Here is a 23,686-nt window from a genome sequence, read left to right on the forward strand (position 1 = left end):
ACGTACATGGCACTGGGCGTGAAGTCCCGCGGCCCATCCGACCCCGGAGTCGGAACAGGACACCGGACGGCGATACTGGAGGCATGAAGCTCAGCCGCCCCGTCTCCTGGTTCCTGCTCGCCTTCGGGGTGTGGAGCTGGGTCATCTGGGTCACTTTCGTCAAAAACCTGATCAAGGACGGCAGCGGGCTCGCGTTCGACGACGGTCACCCGACGGCGTACTTCTGGGTGCATCTGCTGCTCGCCGTCGTCTCCTTCGTATTGGGGACGGTCATCGGGGGCATCGGGTTGCGCGGAGTACGCGCACTGCGGCGGAACTCATAGTCGGCCCTCAGGAGTTAGCACACCGTGGTCATCGTCTTCGCGCTCATCGCGCTGACCGTTCTCGTGACGGCCAACTGGTATCTGTGGCGCCGCCTGTTCCGCGACACGACGCGGGGTCCGGGCTGGGTGCGCCGCGGTGGCGTGGTGCTCGTCGCCGGTGGCTGGGCGCTGGCGGTCGGTGCGCTCGTCGCCGAGCGCACCGGCGCCCCCTTCTGGCTCCAGCGCGTCCTGGCCTGGCCCGGTTTCATGTGGCTGGCCCTGTCGATCTACCTGCTGCTGGCCGTCGTCGTGGGTGAGGTCGTACGACCGCTGCTGCGGCGGTTCCTCGAACGGCGGGACCGTAGCCGGGCGGTGGACCAGGTCGCGGTGGCGCGGCCGGAGCCCGCGACAGCCGTGCCGCAGCCGGAATCCGTGCCGGCCGGGGCACAGGCGGGACCCGGTGCGTCCGGAGCGCAGCCGTCGCCGACCGGAGCAGAGCCTCCGTCGGCCGAGGAGCCGCCGCCTGCCGGGCCGTCAGGGCTGGTGGCCGCGCCCTCCCGGCGGCTCTTCGTCTCCCGTGTCATCGGAGGCGCCGCCGCGGCGGCCGCCCTCACCACCGTGGGTGTCGGCACCTACGGCGTCTTGAACGGGCCGACGGTCAAGCGGGTCACCGTTCCACTGGCCAAGCTCCCGCGCGCGGCGCACGGTTACCGGATCGCCGTGGTCAGCGACATCCACCTGGGCCCGGTCCTCGGCCGCGGCTTCGCCCAGACGGTCGTCGACACGATCAACTCCACCCAGCCCGACCTGATCGCGGTCGTCGGCGACCTGATCGACGGCAGCGTGAAGGACCTGAGACCGGCGGCGGCGCCGCTGTCCCAGCTCAAGGCCCGGCACGGGAGCTACTTCGTCACCGGCAACCACGAGTACTTCTCCGGCGCCGAACAGTGGGTCGCGGAGGTGCGCCGGCTCGGTCTGCTCCCCCTGGAGAACGCCCGGACGGAACTGCCGTGGTTCGACCTGGCCGGCGTCAACGACATCGCGGGCGAGAGCGAGGGCCAGGGCCCCGACTTCGCCAAGGCCCTCGGCGACCGGGACCGGGCACGCGCGTGCGTGCTCCTCGCCCACCAGCCCGTCCAGATCCACGACGCCGTCGACCACGGCGTAGACCTCCAGCTCTCCGGCCACACCCACGGCGGGCAGCTCTGGCCCGGCAACTTCCTCGCCGCGGCGGCGAACCCGACGGTCGCCGGCCTGGAGCGGTACGGCGACACCCAGCTGTACGTCAGCCGCGGCGCCGGCGCCTGGGGCCCGCCGACCCGGGTCGGGGCACCGTCGGACATCACGGTGATCGAGCTCGCGAGCAAGCAGGCGTGAGCGGAGGCGCGGGCCTGACCGGAGGCGCGGGCCTGACCGGAGGCGCGGGCCTGGGCGGAGAAGCAGACGTGAGCGGAGGAGCGCGAGCGGCATGGGTGTCGACGTCCTGCTCATGAGGGTGACCCAGCCCGGCACCAGCCCTCGGCGCCGACGGCTGACCGAGATCGACGCCCACGCGGACCTGACGGACGCCTTCGCCCGTCTGTGCTCCGGGACCGGCCTGCCCCTGCTGAGCCGGATCGACCCGTACGGCTCACTCGCCCTGACACCCGCCGACATGGACCAGCTCCTCGACGAACTCGCCGTGCTGCGCGGCCGGACACCCGACGAGACGGACCGCACCCTGCTCGACGAGATCGCCCGCCTCGCCCGCGGCTGCGCGGCCGACCCGTCGACACAGCTCTGCTTCGAGGGCGACTGAGCGGCTCTGCTTCGAGGGCGACTGAGTCCGCCGCGAAACATGGCCGAAACGCGGCGCGGTAATGACTTGACCAACTCCGCAAACCTCTCTTCCCCCACGCGAAACTCCTGTGATTAGGTGATCCGCGCCACTAGGGGAGTGGCATGTGCTGGGGCCGTGAAGGGCCCGGGGAGGGCAAAACCGATGCGCTCGGTTCGGGTGCGGATACTCGCGACACTGCTGGTGCTTGCGGCCATAGGGATCGGCGGCCGGCAACTGCTGCCGGCGCGGGGCGACGAGGGCAGGACCATCAAGGTCGGCACCTCGGACACCGTCACGTCCCTCGATCCGGCCGGTGCCTACGACGCCGGTTCCTGGGCCCTGTTCAGCAACGTCTTCCAGTCACTGCTGACCTTCGAGCCGGGCGGCTCCTCACCCGTGCCGGACGCGGCGGAGAAGTGCGCCTTCGTCGGCAGCGGTCTGCGCACCTACCGCTGCGAGCTGCGCGAGGGGCTCACCTTCCCGAGCGGCCGCAAGGTGACCGCCGAGGACGTGAAGTACTCCTTCGACCGGGTCAAGAAGATCAACTCCGATGTCGGTCCCGCCTCCCTGCTGTCCACCCTGAAGTCGGTGAGCGCGAGCGGCCGGACCGTCACCTTCCATCTGTCCTCGCCGGACGCCACGTTCCCGTTCAAGGTCGCCACCGGTGCCGGCTCGATCGTCGACCGCACCAAGTACCCGGCGACCGCACTCCGCGACGGCGACGGCGTCGACGGAACCGGCGTGTACGACCTGACGGCGTACGCGAAGGGCAAGAGAGCGGTCCTCGCGCCCAACAGCCGCTACAAGGGAGCCGTCAAGGACGCCGGGCGGCCCGTCGAGCTGAGCTTCTACGCCGACGGCGACCGGCTCGACGACGCCTGGAAGGCCAAGCGGATCGACGTCGCCACCCGGACACTGCCGCCGAAGGTCCTCGCCGGCCTGAACGCCAGCGACCCGAGCCAGCGGGTCTCCGAGGTCGACAGCTCCGAGACCCGCAACCTCTACCTCGACACCCGCGCCGGCTCCCCGCTGCACGACAAGCGCGTCCGGCAGGCCATGGCCTGGCTGATCGACCGCGAGCGACTGGCCGCCACGGTCTACGACGGCACCGTCGACGCCCTGTACTCGCTGATCCCGACGGGCATCACCGGCCACACCACGTCGTACTTCGATCTCTACCCGAAGCAGAGCACCGCGGAGGCGCGCCGGCTGCTCACCGAGGCCGGTGTCACCCTCCCGGTCCGCTTCACCTACGGCTACGGCACCGGTCGTGGCGCCGCCGCCGAGGAGGCCGCGGAGATCAAACGGGAGCTGGAGGCGAGCGGTCTGTTCAAGGTGACCGTCAAGGGGTACGAGTGGACCGACTTCCAGAAGCGCTGGGCCACCGGCAGGCTGGACGCCTACGCGGTCGGCTGGGTGGCCGACTATCCCGACCCCGACACCTTCGGCGCCCCGCTCGTCGGCACCGACGGCACGATGAACACCGGGTACCGAAGCAAGGCCGTCGACCAGCTGATTCAGGACAGTCAGCGGTACGCCGACCGCAGTGAGGCGGACCAGGACTTCCGTGAGCTGCAGCAGGCCGTCGCGGCCGATGTGCCGGTGATTCCGCTGTGGCAGGCCAAGGAATACGTCGTCAGCAACGAGGATGTCGGCGGCGGACAGTATCTTTCGGACGGCACCGGCGTCTTCAGGCTCTGGCGGCTGACGTGGATATGACAGCGGTCTGAGATCGGCGCCCGCAGATCTGACGCGATTGCGCGGTAGCGACCTTCGCCGGAGTGACGCCGATCCGCGCCTCGACGCAGCACCATGTGACGGAGGTGTGTGCGGGGTGAGGAGCAAACGTGTTGAGACGCAACTCCTTCCGGTTGCCCCGGCATCCGGCTTCCGTCGGTATAGCCCGGCGCCGGGTCCGGGACCATCTGGCCGACTGGGGCCACGGCGTGGACGACCCGGCGCTCGCCGACGCGGTGCTGCTCGTGTCCGAGCTGGCCACCAACGTCGTACGCCATGGGCCGCTGCTGGAGCGTGAGTTCGAGGTGGCCGTCACCGCGCTCGCCGACGGCTCCTGTCTGATCGAGGTCTCCGACGAGGGGAGGATGGAGCCCCGGCTGAGGCTGGTGGGGGAGTGGGAGGAGACCGGCCGGGGCCTGCACCTGGTGGAGAACATCGCCGCGGCCTGGGGCGTGTGGGGCAGGGGCCGGCACGGCAAGACGGTGTGGGCGCTGGTGCTCGCCCACGCGAACCCGTGAGCACCTCGGACCGTGAGCACCTGAGCCCTCCGAAGGACCCTTACGACCCCGACTCCGACCCCGACCCCGACTCCTGGCCCGCCGCCCCCGCAGGCAGACCGACCGTCACCGCCAGCCCCTCGCCCGGTGCCGTCCGTACCGTCACCTCGCCGCCGTGGGCCTGCACCACCCCCTGCACGATCGCCATGCCGAGCCCGCTGCCCGCACCGCCACCCGCCCGGAAGAACCGGTCGAAGACGCGCGCCGCGTCCTCCGCGCAGAGCCCCGGCCCCTGGTCCGCGACACACAGCCGTACCTGCCCGTCCGCGCGCTCCACACCGAGCCGCACCGGGACGTCGGCGGGTGTGTGCGTGCGTACGTTGGCCACCAGGTTGCCGAGGACCTGCCGCAGCCCGGACTCGTCGGCGCGCACCAGCAGCGAACCGGCCGCGTCGACCGCTATGGGCCGCTCCGGCTGCTGCACCCGCAGATCCTCGGCCGCGTCCCGCACCAGCCGGCTGATGTCGACGTTCCTGAGGCGCAGTTCGGGCTGCTGGTCGAGCCGGGCGAGGGTGAGCAGCTCGTCCACCAGCCGCCCCATGCGGTCCGTCTCCGCCAGCACCCGCACCCAGGCCCGCTTGCGCTCGTCCGGATCGGAGAGCATCCCCCGGTCGTAGAGCTGGAGGTAGCCGCGTATCGCGGACAGCGGGGTGCGCAGTTCGTGCGAGGCGTCGGCGACGAAGCGGCGCAGCTGGGCCGCGCTGCGCTCGCGGGTGCGGTACGCCGACTCCACCTGGTGGAGCATGGAGTTCAGGGCGACGCGCAGCTGCTCGACCTCCAGGGTCGCCTCGCGGCTGGAGGGAACGCGCCGGGTCAGATCGCCCTCGGCGATAGCCGACGAGGTCTCCACCATGTCCTCCAGCGGCTGCATCCGGCGTCGGACGCTCACCATCGTCAGACAGGCCAGCAGCGCGAGCAGCAGGCCGCCGATGGCGAGGTTCATGCGTACGGCCTTGGCGACGCCGTTGTGGAGGAGTTCGGTGGAGGTGGCGAGCAGGACGTACGTGCCGTCGGGCAATCGCGTCGCGGTCGTGCGGTAGGCGGTGCCGCCCACGGTCACGTCGTGCGGCTCGGGATCCGCGGTGAGCGCCTTCGGGTCGTCCACGGCGCCCGCCAGCCCGCGCTGGGCCTCGGTCGGCTGGAGGCCGAGGACGCCGACCGACTCGCCCCGGCCGTCGACGGCGGTGAAGATCGAGTCGGGTGTCCGGTCCTGGTTCCGTGCCTCCGGCACGAGCCGGTCGCGCGCGAAGCTCAGCACGTTCAGCGAGTCCAAGTCCCGCAGGGTGAGCCGCGTGCTGCCGAGGGAGTCCCGGGTCTTGACGAGATTGCCGTCGATCTGGTCGAGCAGGTAGTACCGCATGCCCATGACGCTCACCGCCGTCGCGGCCACGATGCCGATCGCGAGCAGCGCGACGTTGGCCAGCGTCAGCTTGCCGCGCAGGGAGTGGATGCCGTGCCTGCCGCCGGGGCGCCCGGCCTTCATGCCAGCCCGTATCCCACGCCCCGCCGGGTGGTGATCACCGGCGGCCCCAGCGTGTCGAGCTTGCGCCGCAGATAGCTGATGTAGGTCTCCACCACGGTCGATTCGGGCGGCGTGTGCTCGTACTGCCAGACGTGGCGCAGGAGTTGCTCCTTGGGCACGATCCGGCCGCCGTTGCGCACCAGGAAGCGCAGCAGGGCGTACTCGGTGGGGGTCAGTTCGACCGTGCGGCCGTCGCGGTGCACCGAGTACGTCGTCTCGTCCAACTCCAGGTCGCCGTAGCGCAAGGGGGGACGCTGCGGGATGACGTCGGCCGGGCGGGTGCGGCGCAGCACCGCAGTGATCCTGGCGACGACCTCGTCGATGTTGAACGGTTTGGTGATGTAGTCGTCGCCGAAGCCGAGGGCGCCGACGACCTCGGCGGGCGAGTCACGGGCGGTGAGGAAGACGAGCGCCAGGTCGGGCCGCTCGGCGCGGAGTTGGCGGCCCAGGGCGCGGCCGTCCCCGTCGGGCAGCATGACGTCGAGCAGCGCCACGTCCGGGCGGGTGCGCTCGCTGAGCGCGCGCGCCTCGCGGACGGTGCCCGCCGTCATCACCTCGAACCGGTGGTAGCGCAACGCGATCGCGAGGACGTCCGCGATGCTCTCCTCGTCCTCCACGACCAGCACGGTGCCTGGAGCCGTCGTCATGCCCCCAGTATCGGCACGACCACTGACAGTCGGCCCCGGTTCGCACTTTGGAGTTCCTTGAGAGTCATGGGCGTCCCGTGTCCACACCCGCGCCGCCCCCCGATTCTGTTGCCCAGGACCCGGGGGACCGACCGACGACCGACTGGGGTGTGGAACGTGGCGGCATTGGCACGGTGGTGCTATCGGCACCGGCTGGTGGTCCTGTTGCTGTGGGTGGGGGCGTTGTTCGGGCTCGGAGCGGCCGGTTCGGCCGCGGGCACCGACTACGCGAACGTCTTCTCCCTTCCGGACACGGACTCCAAGCGCGCGTACGACCGGATGACGAAGGCGTTCCCGCAGACGGCCGGGGACACCGACACGGTGGTGTGGAAGGTTGACGAGGGATCGGTGCGGGACGCCTCCGTACGGTCCCGGATCGAGCCCGCGCTGGAGGAGATCGGCGCGATGCGGGGCATCGGTGAGGTCACCGACCCCTACGCCGCGGACGGCGCGGCGCAGATCAGCCGGGACGGGCGGATCGCGTACGCCCAGGTCACCTTCGCCGAGCAGGCGAACGCCGTACCCAAGGAGCTCATCGAGGACGTCGTCGGCACGGCGCAGGCGGCCGAACGGGACGGTCTTCAGGTCGAGTTGGGCGGCCAGGCGATCGCCCGCACCCAGGAGCCCCCGATGGGCACCGCCGAACTGGTGGGTATCGTGGCGGCGGCGGTCGTGCTGTTCCTCGCCTTCGGCTCGCTGTTCTCCATGCTGCTGCCGCTCGTAGTGGCGATCGCCGGTGTCGGCAGTGGCCTGATGTCCACCTCGCTGCTCAGCCACGTCACGGACATGCCCGAAGTGGCCCCGCTGCTCGGCTCGTTGATCGGACTCGGCGTCGGCATCGACTACGCCCTGTTCATCGTCACCCGGCACCGGCGGGGCATCCTGCGCGGCACGGATCCCGAGGAGGCGGCCGTCACGGCCCTCAACACCTCGGGCCGAGCCGTGCTGTTCGCGGGCGGCACCGTCTGCATCGCGCTCGCCGGCATGCTGGTGATGAACATGCGCTTCCTGGACGGCGTGGTCATCGCCACCTCGCTGACCGTCGTGCTGAGCGTGCTGGCCGCGACGACCCTGCTGCCCGCCCTGCTGGGGCTACTCGGTGTGCGGGTCCTCAGCCGCAGGCAGCGGCGCCGGCTCGCGGTGACGGGGCCGGAGGCGGACGAGACGAGCGGGCTCGCGGCGCGCTGGTCGTCGTACGTCCAAAAGCGTCCGCGGTCGGTCGCCGCGCTGGCCCTCGCGGTCATGATGGTCCTCGCGCTGCCCGTGCTGTCGATCCGGCTCGGCGCCACCGACCAGGGCAACCACCAGGAGTCGCAGACCACCCGGCAGGCCTACGACCTGCTCGCCGAGGGCTTCGGGCCCGGCTTCAACGGCCCGCTCCAAGTGGTCGTCGTGGAGGGCGACGCGGCCGGGCTGGCCTCCCGCATCGAGTCGACCGAGGGGGTGGCCCAGGTCGCCGCCGCCCCGCCCGCGAACGGCGTCTCGGTGATCCAGGTCGTCCCGACGACGTCACCGCAGTCGGAGAAGACGGACCAGCTGATCGACCGGCTGCGCGACGACGTGATCCCCGCCTCCGGCACCGAGGCCCATGTGGGCGGTGTGACGGCCGTGTTCAAGGACTTCGCCTCCGTGACCGGCGAACGGCTGTCGTACTTCATCGCCGCGATCATCGGGCTGGGCTTCCTGCTCCTGCTGATCGCCTTCCGTTCGATCGTGGTGCCGCTGACGGCGGCCCTGATGAACCTCGTCGCCGCCGCCGCGTCCTTCGGTGTCCTGGTCGCGATCTTCCAGTGGGGCTGGGGGACGGAACTCCTCGGCATCGGCAAGGAGGGCCCGATCACGGCGTTCCTGCCGGTCATCATGCTCTCCCTGCTCTTCGGCCTCTCCATGGACTACCAGGTCTTCCTGGTGAGCCGGATGCACGAGGAGTGGGTGCACACACGCGACAACGCGCGCGCGGTGCGCGTGGGCCTCGCCGAGACCAGCCGGGTCATCAACTGCGCGGCCCTGATCATGATCTGCGTGTTCAGCGCGTTCGTGCTGAGCGGCGACCTGGAGGGCGCCATGGCGGGCATCGGCCTCGCCGCCGCCGTCGCCCTGGACGCCTTCATCCTGCGTACGGCGCTGGTGCCGGCCGCGATGCATTTGCTCGGCGACTCCAACTGGTGGCTGCCTCACTGGCTGGAGAAGCGGCTGCCGCATCTGGCGGTGGAGCCGAGGGAGGAGGCCGTGCCGCCTCCCTCGGAGAAGCCGGCGGACGGTCCCGCCTCGGTCGTCCACGGCTTCGTCCGTACGGCGGAGGGGGAGCCGGTGGAGGGGGCCGCGGTGTCGCTGCTGTCGCCCGGGGGCCGTCGACTGGACCGGGTCCTGTCGCTGGCCGACGGCTCCTACATCCTCTCCGTCCCGGCACCGGGCAGGTATCTGCTGTCGACCGAGGACGCGTCGTACGGCTCACGCGCGCGGGACGTCGTCGTGGGGGCGGGGCCCCTGGTGTACGACGTGGAGCTCGCCGAGGTCTCAGCGGCGGACTCGGAGGACGAGGTGGACGCGGTCAACTGACCGGCCGGGTCCGGGTCCGGGTCCGGGTCCGGGTTCAGGCGGGGCGCTCGTGCTCACCCTCGGTGGGTGCGGGCGCCCCCTGCCGTGCGGCCGGGTCCGGCATCACCTTCGTCATCCCCGGCAGGAAGTCCGTGAACAGTTCGTGCACCTCCCGCACGAGCGGCCGCAGCACCCGGAACCGGGCCAGCGAGACGCCCCGCGCGGTGAGCCGGGCACCGCGCGCGGCGAGCCGGTAGCTGCGTTCACGCCCCTCGGTCCGGTCGAAGATCCAGTACAGGACCAGGCCCATCTGGGAGAGCCACATCAGCTCCGGCAGGATGTCCCGCAGCTCCTCGGGGACCTTGGTCTTCGCCCCCCGCAGCACCTCCCGGTGCACCCCGATCGCCTCCACGCGCGCGTGCTCCGACTCGGGGGAGAAGGGGCTGAGCGGGCTGTCGGGGTCGGCGGCGTTCTTGAAGAACTGCACCGCGAACTCGTGGTACGGGGTGGCCACGTCCAGCCACACCCGCAGCACCCCGGCGAGCCGCGCCTCCAGGTCGGTCTCCCGGTTCAGCACCTCCCGCACCGCCGCCCGGTGCTCGGCGGCGAGACGGTCGTAGAACCCCTGGATCAGGTGTTCCTTGCCCGCGAAGTAGTAGTACGCGTTGCCGACGGAGACCCCGGCCTCCTGGGCGATGGCCCGCATCGTCGTCTTGTCGTACCCGCGCTCCTGGAACAGCCGCATCGCCGTCTCCAGGATCAGCGCGCGGGTCTGCTCGGACTTGCTCGGGGTACCGCCCACTTCGGGGCCGTCTTGGTTCGCAGGCACGGGACGAGAGCCTAATTCCTTCGCAGCGGCCCCCGAGGCGTCCAACGAGTGGTACGGACCCCGGCCGTCGTGGGCGGTCCCTGCCCGGACGGGTTCACCGGGTCACCGTCTCGCGAGTTCGGGCCGCTTGCTGTAGTCGGTGAAGCCGAAGACGTTGCCCCAGGGGTCGGCGAGCTCGACGGTCCAGCCGGTGGCGACGGAGGCGGGCTCGTCGAGGAGCGGGATGCCGACGTCCCGCATGCGCCGGGCGGCGGCCTGCGCGTCCGGCACCTCCAGCCACAGGCGCGGCGAGGGCCACGGCGGCGGGCGGTGCCCGATCTCCTCCTCCTGCCGCAGCAGGATCCCCGGCGTCTCCGGCCCCACCTTCAGCTGAGCGAGCCCGCCCTCGTCGAAGCGGAACCCCACGGTGAACCCGGCGCGCTCGTAGAAGTCGACGGCCTCGGCGAGGTCCCCGACGGGGAACAGGACGTTGTCGAAGCCGAGCAGTTCGTACGACTCTTCGTCTGACATACCGTCAGAGTAGGCCGATGATCCGCCGGATCCCTGGATTGTCAGTGCTGCCTCGTACTGTCGGCGGCATGGGAATCGTGATGTTCGTCGATGAGACGACCAGCGGCGGCCGCACCGACGGCTGGGGCCTGGAGATCGCCGAGGAGCGGCTCGCCGTGCGCGAACTGATCCGCCGCCGGGTGTTCCAGGAGGTCGCGGAGTACAACGCGCGCACGCCGGGGGTCTTCCAGGGCCTGGTCCAGCCGGCCGACGCCGAGCGGGTGCTGAACGGCTACGCGCTGCGTACACCCCGGCGGATAGACCCCGAGAAGCAGACCGAGCTGGCGCTCAGGGCCTTCGCGGGCAACGGCTTCCTGGTGCTGGTGGGGAACCGCCAGGTCACCGACCTCGACGAGGAGATCGACCTCGTGCTCGGCACCGAGGTCACCTTCCTGAAGCTCGTACCGCTGGTCGGGGGCTGACATGCCGTACATCCAGACGTACAAGGAGCTGATCGCGCAGCGCGTCGCCGAGGGCGACACGGGTGCGCTCGCCGTCGACATGCTGAAGGCCGCGGCCGTCAACAACGGCGACTGGACCGGCCGCTGGACCCAGGTCCTCGGCCGGCTGCGCGAACTGCCCGCGGACGCGCGCAAGGCGCTCGCCGACGCCCTCGTGGAGCAGTACCACGCGGACCGGGCCGGACCGGACGCCCGCGGCCATGCCCTGACCCTGCTGGGCATCGTGGCCCGGGACCTGCCCGAGGACTTCCTCTCCACCGAGCGGCTGAAGAAGCTCGACGAGCTGTCACGGCAGCACTCCTTCTGGCACGGCTCGTCCTACGAGGCCCTCGCCGAGGCCGAGCTGGCGACCGGCCGCGCCCTCGCGCCCGCCGTGGTGGCCGTCATCCGCCGCTCCGCCATGGACACCTACAGCCCGGCGTCCCTGACCCGGCTCGCGGCGAGGCTCACCACCCCCGCCCTCAACGTCGGCGAGGAATGGGCCGAGCAAGCCCTACGAGACACCGCCGACCCCGACTGGCAGGCCCTGCTCGCCCACACCACCACCGCCACCGCGGCCAGGCCGACGCCCCAGTGGAACCACCGCGCGGCCGCCCTGATCGACGCCCTCGGCGCCGACCGAATCCGCGAGACGATCCTGCCCTGGCTCGCCCTCGTCGGCCGCCCCCGCACCTTCCCGCTGGACCGCGCCGCCCACCAGCCGGACCACAACCACGCCTACGACCCCTACAACGCCAACGCCCTGCGCGGACTCACCTGGATCCTCGCCCTCCTGCCGCCGCACCCCGACACCACGCGCGCGCTCGGCGCCCTCGTCGACACCTCACTGAAGAAGGTCGCCGGCCTGGGCCCACGCAACCCCAAGGTCGCCAACGCGGCCGTCAACGCCCTCGCCCGCCTCGACGGCGAGAGCGCCCTCGCCGAACTGGCCCGCCTCGCCACTCGCGTCACCTACAAGGGCACGCTCAAGCCGCTCAACACCGCCCTGGACACCCGCGCCGAGGCGATGGGCCTCAGCCGCGAGGAGATCGAGGAACTGGCCGTCCCGGCCTACGGCCTGACGGAGATCGGCCGCGCCGAGCACCGCCTGGGTGACGTCACGGCGCTGATCGAGATCCACCGCACCAGAGCCCTGCTGACCTGGCGCAACGCCGCGGGCAAGCCGGTGAAGACGGTCCCGGCGTCCGTCCGGCGCGACCACGCCGACGACCTCAAGGACCTCAAGGCCGCTGCCAAGGACATCGACAGGATGCTCTCCGCCCAGAGCGAGCGCCTGGACCGCCAGTTCCTGGCCCGCCGCACCTGGCCGTACGCCGCCTGGCGCGAGCGCTACCTCGACCACCCCCTCGTGGGCACCCTGGCCCGCCGCCTGCTCTGGACGGTCGACGGCACGACGGTCGGACACGCCGACGGCGCCCTGCGCACCCTGACCGACGACCCCGTGGAGGACGGGCGGGAGGTGCGCCTGTGGCACCCGGTCGGTCACGACCCCGCCGAGATCGTCGCCTGGCGCGACTGGCTGGAGCGCCACGCGATCACCCAGCCGTTCAAACAGGCCCACCGCGAGGTCTACCTGCTAACGGACGCCGAACGCACCACGGCCACCTACTCCAACCGCTTCGCGGCCCACTTCCTGCGCCAGCACCAGTTCCACTCCCTGGCCGCCGTCCGGGGCTGGCACAACAAACTCCGCCTGTCCGTCGACGACGAGGCCCCGCCGGCCGTCCGCGAACTCCCGCAGTGGGGACTGCGCGCCGAGTACTGGATCGAGGGCGACGGCGGCGAGAACTACGAGGACATCACCGAATCCGGCAGCTTCCTCCGCCTGCGCACCGACCAGGTCCGCTTCTACCCGATCGACGCCCCCGAGAACTCCGCCCACTGCTGCGGCGGCGAGTACCACATGTGGCTCCGCGACGGCCGGGACCCGGTCGACCCCCTCCCCCTGGACTCCGTCCCGCCCCTGGTCCTGTCCGAAGTCCTCCGCGACGTCGACCTCTTCGTCGGCGTGGCCAGCGTCGGCAACGACCCCACCTGGCAGGACGGCGGCCCGAGCGGCCGCTTCCGCGAGTACTGGACGTCGTACGGCTTCGGCGAACTCACCCAGAGCGCCGAGACCCGCCGCGTCCTGCTCGAACGCCTGATCCCGAGGCTGGCCATAGCCGACCGCTGCACCCTCGAAGGCCGCTTCCTCCACGTCAAGGGCGAACGCCACACCTACAAGATCCACCTCGGCTCCGGCAACATCCTCATGACCCCCAACGACCAGTACCTCTGCATCGTCCCCAAGTCCGCCCCGGGCAGCGCCCCGCAGACCGGCTACCTCCCCTACGAGGGCGACCGCATGCTGGCGGTCATCCTCAGCAAGGCGATGCTGCTGGCGGACGACACGAGGATCACGGACCCGACGATCCTGAGCCAGCTGTGACCTGTACATCGACTTGCCGATGAGCTCCGTCGGCCCGGCGCCGGGGATTCTCCCGCGCCTTGCGGACGGCCTACGGGGCGAGAAATGGGAGGTCGCCGTGGTCGACGTCGGACCGCTCGAAGCGCGGTTGCTCGACACTGATCCCGTCGGTGACGATGCCTGCGTGGTCGATCTCGAAGACCTGGTGGTCATGAAGGTGCGCGCCCTCGGCGATCGTGGTCTGCCGCGGGACGTGATCGACGTACATGCCGCCTGCCGGCACTACTCCGTGATCGAGCTCGAACAGCTGGGGCTGCGCGACGAGGCGGAGTTCGACCTGGCCGAGCTGCGGGAGCGGCTGGAGAGCGTCGTATGGGTGAGTGACGAGGAGTTCGCGGCGTACGGGCTGGGGCAGGAGGAGATCGTGGAGTTGCGGCGGTGGGCGTTGGACTGGGAGTCCGATCTCGGGCTGCGGCTCGCTGAGGAGTATGACGATCCGGAAGACGACGACACCGAGTAGTGCTGTCTCCCGGTCGCTTCAGACCCCGCGGTAACCGTCCCTCACGACCTCCCGTGCCAGAGCCTTTCGGGCACCTGTCAGTTCGGTGGCGATGAGGTCGGCCCGTCCCGCGTCGGCCGTCACCGTGGCGGGCGCCGGTGGGCCGGTGAGGAGCAGTCGGCGGCGCAGGTGGGTCGGAGGGTGGGTGGAGTCGACGCTGTGGCCGCGGAGGGCGGCGGCGCGGCGTTGGCGGTCGTACTCGGAGGGTGGGATGGAGGTCATGTGGGCGGTGAGGGCCTCCCACAGGCCTTCGGAGTCGTCCGTGGAGGACTGGCCCGGGCGGCGGGTGCGGCGGCTGTTGGTCTCGCGGTGCAGGGTGGTGACGACCGAGTCGGTGACGAGGAGGCGGTCCATCAGGCCGACCGCGGCCTCGGTGGAACCGGCGCGAGCCGCCACCGCGTCGGCCAGGTACTCGCTGCGTTGTGACGCCCGCGCTGTCAGCAGGTCCAGCAGCATCAGCACGCCTTGGATCAGTGAACGAGGCACCAGGTAGACCAGGTTGACGAACATCTCCAGGAGCGTCGGGTTAGGGGTCGGGGCGAGGAAGTAGTGCCACAGGGACAGTGACCGGTAGGCGGTGCCGACCACCAGGCCGTGGCGGGTGTCCCCGTTGGTGAAGTGGCCCAGTTCGTGGCCCAGGAGCGCGATGCGCTGCTGCGGGGTGAGGACCTCCCAGAGTGGGATCCCGAGGGTCAGGAGGCGGCGGCCGAGGCCGTAGTGCGTCACGCTCGCGTTGACCTCGGTGTCGACGACGATCGTGTCCACGCCCTTGGTGCCCAGTGTCCGCGCGATCTCGTCGACGAGCCCGTACAGCTCGGGCGCTTCCGTGCGCGTCAGGACGCGGGCGTCCTTGGGCAGCCGGTTCAGCCTCGGGCGCAGGGGCCAGGCCAGGGCGAGCAGCAGAATGCCAAGGCCCTTGGCGACAGCCCCTGAGCCGGCGATCAGGATCCAGAGTCCGCTCGCGACGAGGGTGGCGGTCACGCCGTGTACCGCGAGCGCGATGGCGTACGCGAGAATGCCAGCGGTGTCCCGGCCGCCACGCCGCTGCTCACCCTCGGCGCTCAGCTCGGCCAGCAACTGCTCGCCGTACCGCTGCGCCAGCTCGTGGCGCAGGCTCTCCAGCCTGCTCCGCTTCTCGTCCGACTCCGCCCGCTCCGGATCGACGTTCCAGTCGCAGGCCGCACACCATCTGGTGAAACGCGCGTCTGTACGGATCTCGGTCCCGCACTGCGGGCACGGCTGGAGCGTTTCCTCCCCTACGGCACGCATGAGCGCGCTCTCCCCCCCCCATGCTGCGCCTCTTCCCCAAGAGGCGGCGTGTACATGATCGAGGTAGCTGATCACATTCGAGTGGTGGAGTAAAGCTGACATCGGGGGGTGCGGGCGGATCGTCGATTCATCAGGCCAGACCCCCTCCCTCTGTTCTGTGACGCCGCGCCCCATACTGAACACCGCTCAAGGGGCGTATGGGGAGGGCGGGCTTCGTGCGACGGGTGCTGGCGGTGCATTTCGTGCCGTGTGCGCTGTTCGTCGGCGGGGTGCTCGCGCTGGTACGGGCGGGGAGCTTTTCGGGGCGGAGTGACTGGGGTGCCGTGTGGCCGGAGCGGCCGGCGGAGGTGGTCGGCCTGCTGGCCACGGTTGTTGGCTGCGCGTCGCTGCTCGGTCTGTTGTTGCAGCCGTTCCAGGTGCGGGCGGTTCGGGTCCTGGAGGGGTACTGGGACCGCTGGCCCGCTACGGCGTGGCTCGCCGACGCGGTGGGCCGTGTGCAGCGTCGGCGGTGGCGGTCTTTGCGGGAGCGGGCTCACGGGGCTGCGGGCGGAGGCCGGGAGCTACGGGTGCAGGCGGATGCCCGTCGTCGCCTCGCCGGCCAGCCGCCGGCCAACCTCCTGCTGCCCACGGCATTGGGAAACGCTCTGCGCGCCGGAGAGCTGACCGCCGGAGAGCGCTATGGACTGACGACCCTGTCCTCCTGGCCGCGCATCTACCTCCAGGTGTCCGACCGCATGGCCGAGGTGCTCCGCTCGGCCCGCGACGCGCTCGACACGGCGGTCAACCTGTGCTGGTCCTTTCTCGCGCTGACCGTGACGAGCGCGTCCGCCCTGTACGACGAGCCGTCTCACTGGTGGCTGTGCGGCGCCGGTCTGGCGTCGGCGTCGGTCGCGTACAAGGGCGCGGTGACGACGGCGCAGGGCTACTCGGGTCTGATGCACCTGGTGTACGACCTGCACCGCTTCGATCTGCTGGAGGCCCTTCACTATCCGCTGCCCGCGGACCGGGACAGTGAGGAGGAGGTGTTCTCGGATGTCTCGGACCTGTTCGCGGGGAGCAGACCGGAAGGGCTCGGATACGACCACCCGGGAGTGCCGGACCGTTCGGCCTCGGGGCACGACAGCGGTGGTGCCACGGGCGCTTAGGTCCACAGTTCCTCAAGTCCTTGGGGTCAGTTTCTCAAGTCCTTGGGGTGGAGGCTTCGCCCCGTTCAGCCGGAGGCCTGGTCGCCCCGGGCGCGGGCGTCGGTCAGTTCTTGCAGGGCGTCCCGCAGTTGCTCGATGGCGTCCCTGTTACGGTCGCCCGTGCACAGGGCGTGGACCACGGGCGGCAGGTCCGCGATCAGGCAGCCGGGCTTGTGCCTGCCCCGGAATTCGGCGTTGTACTTGGCCAGGTAGGCGTCGATGGCGGTCGGCCCCGAGCGCAGCGCGCGCTTCCACAACTGACGGTGGAGCATCGTGTTGGACACGATCCCGAGGTTCGCGTAACAGCCTTCGATGATGCAGGTGGTCGGAGGTTGTTGGTAACCGGGCAGAACCACCGCGTGCATGGTCATGAAGAGCCTCCTTGGCCGATTCCGGGACGCTTGCGCTGTGACCGGTCGTTGACTTCGCGTCTGAGTTTCAGCTGCCAGGAGATCTCGCCGACGGCGCAGAGGAGGACGACGCCCGCCGCCCACCACCGCCAGGACGGCTGGTTGCTGTCCTTGCCGGGGGCCAGAGCCGCGGCGACACCGAACGCGAGGAGCACGGTTCCCCTGTTGAAGTAGCGGTTCGCTCCCCTGATGTACCTCTCCCAGACCTTGAAGTCGGTGCTCTGGGCCCGGCGCAGCTCTTTCCACAGCAGGGGCTGGCTGGCGATGTCGGCGCCGTACCAGTCGAGAACGTCCTGCTGCGAGTACAGGAACTTACGTGCGTGGTAGGCCAGCTGAATGCTGTAGATGAGGGACATGGCCGACAGGACGAGCATGAGCAGCGTCGGCCCCGGTAGGAGGAACACCTTCTCCCTGGCCGCTGCCACCACTCCGGCGAGGCCGAGCGCGGCCGCCGCCAGCAGCGGAGCGGCGACGAACTGGGCTTCTTTGGCGCCATGCCCGTACCCCAGTGGAGTTGGCTGTTGCCAGCCGGGTGTCAGTTCTTCTTCCGGTGTCGTCACGCACCCCCGCCTTCTCGAACTCCCGTGAACGGTCGGGACGTTCGAAAGGAGTGTGACGGGGGAATGCGCCGACCGGCAGGAGCGCGAACCGGCCAAAAACACCAGAGGGCCCTGTTCCCCAAGTGAAGGAAACAGAGCCCTGAGGCGCTAAAGGGAGATCAGAAGCGGCGCGTGATCAGCGCTCGCTTCACTTCCTGGATCGCCTTCGTGACCTCGATGCCGCGCGGGCACGCGTCCGTGCAGTTGAAGGTGGTGCGGCAGCGCCACACACCGTCGCGGTCGTTGAGGATCTCCAGGCGCTGCTCGCCCGCCTCGTCACGGCTGTCGAAGATGAAGCGGTGGGCGTTCACGATCGCGGCCGGGCCGAAGTACTGGCCGTCGTTCCAGAAGACCGGGCAGGACGACGTGCAGGCCGCGCACAGGATGCACTTCGTCGTGTCGTCGAAGCGCTCGCGGTCCTCCGCCGTCTGGAAGCGTTCGCGGGTCGGCTCGTTCGTGTCCTTGGTGATCAGGAACGGCATGACGTCGCGGTAGGCCTGGAAGAACGGCTCCATGTCGACCACGAGGTCCTTCAGGACCGTGAGGCCCTTGATGGCCTCGACCGTGATCGGCTTCTCGGGGCTGAGGTCCTTGATCAGGGTCTTGCAGGCGAGGCGGTTCTTGCCGTTGATCCGCATGGCGTCGGAGCCGCAGATGCCGTGGGCGCAGGAGCGGCGGAAGGTGAGGGTGCCGTCCAGTTCCCACTTGATCTTGTGGAGGGCGTCGAGGACGCGCTCCTTCGGGTCGATCTCCACCTGGAAGTCTTCCCAGGTCGCCTCCGCCGAGACTTCGGAGTTGAAGCGGCGGATACGGAACGTGGCCGTGATGTACGGGGAGTCGGCGAAGCCGGGCTCGGGCGTGCCGGCCGCGTCCGCCTTGTCCAGGATCGGGGTTGCCATCAGTACTTACGCTCCATCGGCTGGTAGCGGGTCTGGACGACCGGCTTGTAGTCGAGACGGATGGACTCGGTGCCGTCGTCGCCCACCTCGCGGTACGCCATGGTGTGGCGCATGAAGTTGACGTCGTCGCGGTTCGGGTAGTCCTCGCGGTAGTGACCGCCGCGGGACTCCTTGCGGGCCAGGGCGGACACGGCCATGACCTCGGCCAGGTCGAGCAGGTTGCCCAGCTCGATGGCCTCCAGCAGGTCCGTGTTGAACCGCTTGCCCTTGTCCTGGATCGAGACGTTCAGGTAGCGCTCGCGGAGCTCCGCGATCTTCTCCACCGCCGTCTTGATCGTCTGCTCCGTGCGGAACACCATGACGTTGGCGTCCATGGTCTCCTGGAGCTCGCGGCGCAGGACCGACACGCGCTCGGTGCCCGTCGCGTCCCGCAGGCGCTCGACCTGCGACACCACCAGCTCCGCCGGGTTCTCGGGCAGCTCGACGTAGTCCGCCTTCTGCGAGTACTCGGCGGCCGCGATACCGGCCCGCTTGCCGAACACGTTGATGTCCAGCAGCGAGTTGGTGCCGAGGCGGTTCGCGCCGTGGACGGACACGCAGGCGACCTCGCCGGCCGCGTACAGGCCCGGGACGACCGTCGTGTTGTCCGCCAGGACCTCACCCTCGACGTTCGTCGGGATGCCGCCCATCGCGTAGTGCGCGGTGGGCTGGATCGGGATCGGGTCCGTGTACGGCTCGATGCCCAGGTAGGTGCGCGCGAACTCGGTGATGTCGGGCAGCTTGGCGTCCAGCTGCTCCGGGGGAAGGTGAGTCAGGTCCAGGTAGACGTGGTCACCCTCCGGGCCGCAACCCCGACCCTCGCGGATCTCCGTGTAGATGGAGCGGGACACGACGTCACGGGACGCGAGGTCCTTCATGACCGGCGCGTACTTCTCCATGAAGCGCTCGCCGTCCTTGTTGCGCAGGATGCCGCCCTCACCGCGGGCGCCCTCCGTCAGCAGGATGCCCATGCGCCAGATGCCGGTCGGGTGGAACTGGAAGAACTCCATGTCCTCCAGCGGCAGGCCCCGGCGGTAGACGGCCGCCTGGCCGTCGCCGGTCAGCGTGTGCGCGTTGGACGTCACCTTGAAGAACTTGCCGCAGCCGCCGGACGCGTAGATCACGGCCTTCGCCTGGAAGACGTGGATCTCGCCGGTCGCCAGTTCGTAGGCGACGACACCGGCCGAGCGCTTGACGCCGTCGACCTCGGTGATCAGCTGGTCCAGGACGTAGAACTCGTTGAAGAACTCCACGCCCTCCTTGACGCAGTTCTGGTACAGCGTCTGGAGGATCATGTGGCCGGTGCGGTCGGCCGCGTAGCAGGAGCGGCGGACCGGGGCCTCGCCGTGGTTGCGGCTGTGACCGCCGAAGCGGCGCTGGTCGATGGTGCCGTTCGGGGTGCGGTTGAACGGCAGGCCCATCTTCTCCAGGTCGAGGACCGAGTCGATGGCCTCCTTCGCCAGGATCTCGGCGGCGTCCTGGTCGACCAGGTAGTCACCGCCCTTGACCGTGTCGAAGGTGTGCCACTCCCAGTTGTCCTCCTCCACGTTGGCCAGCGCGGCGGCCATGCCGCCCTGCGCGGCGCCCGTGTGGGAGCGGGTGGGGTAGAGCTTGGTCAGCACGGCGGTGCGGCTGCGCTTCGTCGACTCGATGGCCGCGCGCATGCCCGCGCCGCCGGCGCCGACGATGACGGTGTCGTACTTGTGGATCTTCATGAGTGGTTGCCTCAGCCCCGTGCCTAGCGGATGTTCGGGTCGAAGGTGAAGATCACCAGCGTGCCCAGCAGGATGGTGAACACCGTGGCGGTGTAGAGCAGGCCCTTCAGCCACAGGCGGGTGTTCGCGCGCTCCGCGTAGTCGTTGATGATCGTGCGCAGGCCGTTGGCGCCGTGCAGCATGGCCAGCCACAGCATCAACAGGTCCCAGACCTGCCAGAACGGCGAGGCCCAGCGGCCCGCCACGAAGGCGAAGCCGATCTTCGACACGCCGCCGTCCAGCACCAGCTGGATCAGCAGGTGGCCGATGACGAGGACGACCAGCACGATGCCCGACAGGCGCATGAACAGCCACGCGACCATCTCGAAGTTGCCCCGAGTGCTCTTCGGGGTCTTCTTGGTGCGCTTGCGCGGGGCCTCGATCAGGGGGGCCGGGTTGTCGACGCCGTAGAGGGAATCGCCCTCGACGGGGCCGATACCGGACGCGGTCTTTTCAGCAGTGGACATGCGCGTCAGCTCCCGAACAGTTCACGAGCGGCGTGGCCGAGGACGGGGTAGATCGCCCCGATCATCAGTACGACCCACACACCGACGACGGTCCAGAGCATCTGCTTCTGGTAGCGCGGGCCCTTCGACCAGAAGTCGACGGCGATGACGCGCAGGCCGTTGAGCGCGTGGAACAGGATGGCGGCGACGAGGCCGTACTCCAGGCACGCGACGAGCGGGGTCTTGTAGGTGGCTACGACCTTGTCGTAGTCCTCGGGGGAGACACGGACGAGCGCGGTGTCCAGCACGTGAACGAACAGGAAGAAGAAGATGAGGACGCCGGTGACTCGATGAGCCACCCAGGACCACATTCCTTCCCGGCCGCGGTACAGCGTTCCAGCCGGCACGGAAGAACCCTCCGGGAGCGGGGATTGGGGCCGCGCCGGCTTCTGTGTCGGACGGGCCCGGCCGGGTACGGTCCACCGGCCCCCAGCATCGTAGCGAGGCGCTGGCGCTGGGCTTACGCCGGGCCTATCTGTGTGATCAAAGTGGCACGCGTATGGGTTAGCGTTGCGGCGTATGGGGTGGTGTGTGACGTTGTGTGCCGGGTGCGGCGCCGTCGTGGCTTGTCGCGCCGTTCCCCGCGCCCCTTAGGTGGGACAGCAGCCGTCCTCTCGCAAGGCGCCGTAGCTCCTCCGCCGCGACCACCCGTTCCTCCTCCGGATCGTTTGTCAATCGTGACCGGATGCCTGCCAGGACGTGGTCCAGGGCTTCCTCGGGGGCCAGGCCGTCGAGACAGATGACGAACTGGTGACCGAATCTGGCTTCGTACGCCGCCTGCGCCGCGTCCAGTGCCATGTGCGCGGCGCCGTACGCGTCCGTCGGCAGCCCCGGCAGGGTCTCGCCCGCCAGGGCCTCGGCCAGATCGCCCGGCGTCAGGTCGTACGACGCCTCGTCCGACGCGGCGAGGAGGGCGTCCACATCCGGGTACGGGCGGTGGGCCGCGATGCGGGTGGCCCAGCGGTGGCTGCGGAGGCAGGTGAGGAGGGTGGGGCGGAGATCGTCGACGGGGGCGGTGTTGAACCGGTCCAGAGGGGCGCTGCGAGGCTGCTCGGGCAGCGACGGTATGGCGACTCGGCCAGGAAGATGTGTGGGCGTCACGTGTGTTTCGACAGGGGAAGCTGTGAGCGATGTGGCGCCACGTTATCGAGTGACGCCCGGACGTGTCCGACCGATGCGCGAATTTCATCCGAACGGGAGAGTTTGCGAACGTGTGGTGGACGTGACGGGACGCCCGAGGCCCTAGGTTGGCGCCGTGAACCAGCACAGGCGCAGTCAGCACGGACAGGGCCGGAACGGATGGAGCCGGAGCGGGCGCGGGGCCAACGGACCCGGGGCGAACGGACCCGGGATGTCGGCCAGAGCGGCCCTGCGGCGGACCTGGGTGCTGGTCCTCGCGGTGGTCGTCGTGACGGTCGCGGCCGGGGTGGGCCTCGGTCTGTGGGCCACCGGCGGTGACGGCGACGGCGGCGGGCCCGCCGGGGCGTCCCAGGACACGGCCGCCGGCCCGAGCCCGACTCCCACGCCCAGTCCGACCCGCTGGTACCCCCTGTCCAAGGCCCCCCGCACCATCCCCGCCGTCCGCTCGCACACCCCCGCGCGTGGCCCCGGCTGGAAGCCGGAGAAGGGGCTGCGGGTCGTCGTGAGCGACGGGGACCTGGCCGACGAGGGGCGGCTGCTCGCCGGAGAGCTGGGGATGTCGTACGCGGGCGAGACGGCCGACGTGCGCGCCGGGGACGTACGGCTGGCGCTCAGTGGTGACGAGGGGGCGGACCCGGAGTCGTACACCATGACCGTGCGCGGCGGGCGGGTGACCATCAGCGGGCCCGCCGACGCGGGTGTGTTCTACGGCACCCGCACGCTCAAGCAGGAGGTGCGCCGCGGCGGTGCGGCGCCGGAGGGCGTCGTACGGGACGAGCCGGCCAAGCCGGTGCGCGGGCTGATGGTGGACATCGCGCGCAAGCACTTCACGGCCGCCTGGATCGAGGACCGGGTGCGGGAGCTCGGTGATCTGAAGTTCAACCAGCTGGGCCTGCACTTCTCCGACGACCAGGGGTTCCGCATCGAGTCCGACTCGCACCCGGAGGTCGTCTCGCGGGACCGTCTGACCAAGGCGCAGGTGCGGCGGATCGTCGCGCTCGCGGCCCAGCGGCACATCACCGTCGTACCGGAGATCGACTCGCCCGGGCATCTGGGGGCCGTCATCGACGCACACCCCGAACTGCAGCTGCGCAGCGCGGCCGGGCTGGCTCCGCAGGGGGCCATCGACATCTCCAAGCCCGCCTCCGCCGAGATCGTCGACGATCTGCTGAAGGAGTACGCCGAGCTGTTCCCCGGCGCGGAGTGGCACCTCGGCGGCGACGAGTACCGCGCGCTGATGGTCTCCAACCCGGCGGCCACCTATCCGCAGCTGGCCACCGCCGCCCGGGAGGCCTACGGCTCCGGCGCCACCGTCTCGGATCTGACGACGGGGTGGCTCAACGACCGCGCAGCCACCGTCCGGGCGCTCGGCAGGACCCCGCGCGCGTGGAACGACGGCTTCTTCCGGGGTACGTCCGTCCGGCCCGCGGACGATCTCCGGGTCGCCTACTGGACGGGCAAGGAGATCGGCGCGCGGCCGCCGGCGGAGTACCTCGGCGCCGGGCGCAAGCTCGTCAACTACAACGACGAGTTCCTGTACTACGTCCTCGGGCAGCCGCTCACCTTCGTCTATCCGACGGGGCAGCGGATCTACGAGCGCTGGACACCGCTCGTCGTGCGCGGCACGCAGGCGGTGCCCTCGAAGTACGACGACCAGATCCTCGGCGGGTCCTTCGCGGTGTGGGGCGACCTGCCGAACTCCCAGACGCAGGCGCAGGTCGCGGCCGGGATCCGGATGCCGCTCAGGGCGACCGTGCAGAAGCTGTGGGATCCGCGCGAGCCGGCGCTGTCCTGGACGGAGTTCAGGGCGCTCGCCGACCGGCTGGGCTGAACGCCGGCGTGCCGGGGGCGGATTGTCCCGTCTGCCTGCGAACTGCCGTACGACTGTGGTGTATTCGGCCCAAGCTGCGCTGAGTCGCG

General features: G+C 70.3%; 23 protein-coding genes. 11 read left to right on the forward strand and 12 right to left on the reverse strand.

What is annotated here, in order from left to right; all coding sequences use genetic code 11:
• Positions 1-83: 83 nt before the first annotated feature.
• The 5 genes from SLINC_RS27840 (at position 84) to SLINC_RS27860 (ending at position 4,376) form a co-directional block, all read left to right on the forward strand.
• Positions 84-323: an SCO4848 family membrane protein gene (locus SLINC_RS27840; protein ID WP_067438252.1), complete on the forward strand. Its 240-nt coding sequence runs from the start codon at positions 84-86 to the stop codon at positions 321-323.
• Positions 324-347: 24 nt separating this feature from the next.
• The gene (locus tag SLINC_RS27845; RefSeq protein ID WP_067438255.1) at positions 348-1,679 is read left to right on the forward strand and encodes a metallophosphoesterase; all 1,332 of its coding nucleotides are present in this window, start codon (positions 348-350) and stop codon (positions 1,677-1,679) included.
• 91 nt (positions 1,680-1,770) lie between these two features.
• Positions 1,771-2,100, forward strand: a complete 330-nt coding sequence (locus SLINC_RS48115) for a hypothetical protein (RefSeq protein ID WP_067438257.1) — start codon at positions 1,771-1,773, stop codon at positions 2,098-2,100.
• 183 nt (positions 2,101-2,283) lie between these two features.
• A complete protein-coding gene (locus tag SLINC_RS27855) occupies positions 2,284-3,840 on the forward strand; it encodes an ABC transporter substrate-binding protein (RefSeq protein ID WP_067438260.1) in 1,557 nt (518 codons plus the stop codon).
• A 128-nt stretch (positions 3,841-3,968) separates the two neighbouring features.
• Entirely contained in the window at positions 3,969-4,376 is a 408-nt protein-coding gene (locus SLINC_RS27860) for an ATP-binding protein (protein ID WP_067438263.1), read from the forward strand.
• A gap of 40 nt (positions 4,377-4,416) precedes the next feature.
• Here the strand turns inward: SLINC_RS27860 and SLINC_RS27865 are convergent, their stop codons facing one another.
• Together SLINC_RS27865 and SLINC_RS27870 are read right to left on the reverse strand one after the other, a co-directional pair.
• The gene (locus tag SLINC_RS27865; RefSeq protein WP_067438266.1) at positions 4,417-5,898 is read right to left on the reverse strand and encodes a sensor histidine kinase; all 1,482 of its coding nucleotides are present in this window, start codon (positions 5,896-5,898) and stop codon (positions 4,417-4,419) included.
• The gene (locus SLINC_RS27870) at positions 5,895-6,584 is read right to left on the reverse strand and encodes a response regulator transcription factor (protein WP_067438269.1); all 690 of its coding nucleotides are present in this window, start codon (positions 6,582-6,584) and stop codon (positions 5,895-5,897) included. The genes SLINC_RS27865 and SLINC_RS27870 overlap by 4 nt, the downstream gene beginning before the upstream one ends.
• Positions 6,585-6,749: 165 nt before the next feature.
• Here SLINC_RS27870 and SLINC_RS27875 point away from each other — a divergent pair, with 165 nt between their 5' ends.
• Positions 6,750-9,182 carry an MMPL family transporter gene (locus tag SLINC_RS27875; RefSeq protein ID WP_067438272.1) on the forward strand — a complete coding sequence of 811 codons (2,433 nt, stop codon included), beginning with the start codon at positions 6,750-6,752 and terminating at the stop codon, positions 9,180-9,182.
• Positions 9,183-9,216: 34 nt separating this feature from the next.
• On the opposite strand, the gene SLINC_RS27880 is transcribed toward SLINC_RS27875, so the two are convergent.
• Together SLINC_RS27880 and SLINC_RS27885 are read right to left on the reverse strand one after the other, a co-directional pair.
• Positions 9,217-9,990 (reverse strand): TetR/AcrR family transcriptional regulator, encoded by a 774-nt coding sequence (locus SLINC_RS27880; RefSeq protein WP_067438275.1) that lies wholly within the window; start codon positions 9,988-9,990, stop codon positions 9,217-9,219.
• 102 nt (positions 9,991-10,092) lie between these two features.
• On the reverse strand, positions 10,093-10,500 hold the full coding sequence (locus tag SLINC_RS27885; protein WP_067438278.1) for a VOC family protein: 408 nt from the start codon (positions 10,498-10,500) through the stop codon (positions 10,093-10,095).
• A gap of 68 nt (positions 10,501-10,568) precedes the next feature.
• Between SLINC_RS27885 and SLINC_RS27890 the strand changes: the two genes are divergently transcribed.
• Genes SLINC_RS27890 through SLINC_RS47485 form a run of 3 tightly spaced genes read left to right on the forward strand, consistent with a single transcriptional unit; the run spans position 10,569 to position 13,927 of the window.
• Entirely contained in the window at positions 10,569-10,961 is a 393-nt protein-coding gene (locus SLINC_RS27890) for a hypothetical protein (protein WP_067438281.1), read from the forward strand.
• Position 10,962: 1 nt separating this feature from the next.
• Positions 10,963-13,428 carry a DUF4132 domain-containing protein gene (locus tag SLINC_RS27895; RefSeq protein ID WP_067438284.1) on the forward strand — a complete coding sequence of 822 codons (2,466 nt, stop codon included), beginning with the start codon at positions 10,963-10,965 and terminating at the stop codon, positions 13,426-13,428.
• A gap of 19 nt (positions 13,429-13,447) precedes the next feature.
• The gene (locus SLINC_RS47485; protein ID WP_107406682.1) at positions 13,448-13,927 is read left to right on the forward strand and encodes a nucleotidyl transferase AbiEii/AbiGii toxin family protein; all 480 of its coding nucleotides are present in this window, start codon (positions 13,448-13,450) and stop codon (positions 13,925-13,927) included.
• A gap of 18 nt (positions 13,928-13,945) precedes the next feature.
• Here the strand turns inward: SLINC_RS47485 and SLINC_RS27905 are convergent, their stop codons facing one another.
• Positions 13,946-15,235 carry a M48 family metalloprotease gene (locus SLINC_RS27905; protein WP_067438290.1) on the reverse strand — a complete coding sequence of 430 codons (1,290 nt, stop codon included), beginning with the start codon at positions 15,233-15,235 and terminating at the stop codon, positions 13,946-13,948.
• A gap of 215 nt (positions 15,236-15,450) precedes the next feature.
• Between SLINC_RS27905 and SLINC_RS48120 the strand changes: the two genes are divergently transcribed.
• Complete coding sequence (locus SLINC_RS48120; protein WP_067445780.1) at positions 15,451-16,380, forward strand: hypothetical protein; 930 nt, start codon at positions 15,451-15,453, stop codon at positions 16,378-16,380.
• 65 nt (positions 16,381-16,445) lie between these two features.
• On the opposite strand, the gene SLINC_RS27915 is transcribed toward SLINC_RS48120, so the two are convergent.
• The 7 genes from SLINC_RS27915 to SLINC_RS27945 all read right to left on the reverse strand — a co-directional run bounded on the left by SLINC_RS27915 (position 16,446) and on the right by SLINC_RS27945 (position 21,727).
• Positions 16,446-16,790 carry a hypothetical protein gene (locus tag SLINC_RS27915; protein ID WP_067438293.1) on the reverse strand — a complete coding sequence of 115 codons (345 nt, stop codon included), beginning with the start codon at positions 16,788-16,790 and terminating at the stop codon, positions 16,446-16,448.
• Positions 16,787-17,389 carry a hypothetical protein gene (locus SLINC_RS27920; protein ID WP_067438296.1) on the reverse strand — a complete coding sequence of 201 codons (603 nt, stop codon included), beginning with the start codon at positions 17,387-17,389 and terminating at the stop codon, positions 16,787-16,789. The genes SLINC_RS27915 and SLINC_RS27920 overlap by 4 nt, the downstream gene beginning before the upstream one ends.
• A 158-nt stretch (positions 17,390-17,547) precedes the next feature.
• Positions 17,548-18,327, reverse strand: a complete 780-nt coding sequence (locus SLINC_RS27925; RefSeq protein WP_067438299.1) for a succinate dehydrogenase iron-sulfur subunit — start codon at positions 18,325-18,327, stop codon at positions 17,548-17,550.
• On the reverse strand, positions 18,327-20,081 hold the full coding sequence (sdhA, locus tag SLINC_RS27930; RefSeq protein ID WP_067438302.1) for a succinate dehydrogenase flavoprotein subunit: 1,755 nt from the start codon (positions 20,079-20,081) through the stop codon (positions 18,327-18,329). Before sdhA ends, SLINC_RS27925 begins: the two co-directional genes overlap by 1 nt.
• A 23-nt stretch (positions 20,082-20,104) precedes the next feature.
• Complete coding sequence (locus tag SLINC_RS27935) at positions 20,105-20,587, reverse strand: succinate dehydrogenase hydrophobic membrane anchor subunit (RefSeq protein WP_067438305.1); 483 nt, start codon at positions 20,585-20,587, stop codon at positions 20,105-20,107.
• A 5-nt stretch (positions 20,588-20,592) separates the two neighbouring features.
• On the reverse strand, positions 20,593-20,973 hold the full coding sequence (sdhC, locus tag SLINC_RS27940; RefSeq protein ID WP_079164753.1) for a succinate dehydrogenase, cytochrome b556 subunit: 381 nt from the start codon (positions 20,971-20,973) through the stop codon (positions 20,593-20,595).
• 157 nt (positions 20,974-21,130) lie between these two features.
• On the reverse strand, positions 21,131-21,727 hold the full coding sequence (locus tag SLINC_RS27945) for a 2-oxo-4-hydroxy-4-carboxy-5-ureidoimidazoline decarboxylase (RefSeq protein ID WP_067438311.1): 597 nt from the start codon (positions 21,725-21,727) through the stop codon (positions 21,131-21,133).
• Positions 21,728-21,977: 250 nt separating this feature from the next.
• Here SLINC_RS27945 and SLINC_RS27950 point away from each other — a divergent pair, with 250 nt between their 5' ends.
• The gene (locus SLINC_RS27950) at positions 21,978-23,597 is read left to right on the forward strand and encodes a beta-N-acetylhexosaminidase (protein WP_067438314.1); all 1,620 of its coding nucleotides are present in this window, start codon (positions 21,978-21,980) and stop codon (positions 23,595-23,597) included.
• The last annotated feature ends 89 nt before the right edge of the window (positions 23,598-23,686 follow it).

The organism is Streptomyces lincolnensis (genome assembly GCF_001685355.1).
Classification (GTDB): Bacteria; Actinomycetota; Actinomycetes; order Streptomycetales; family Streptomycetaceae; genus Streptomyces; species Streptomyces lincolnensis.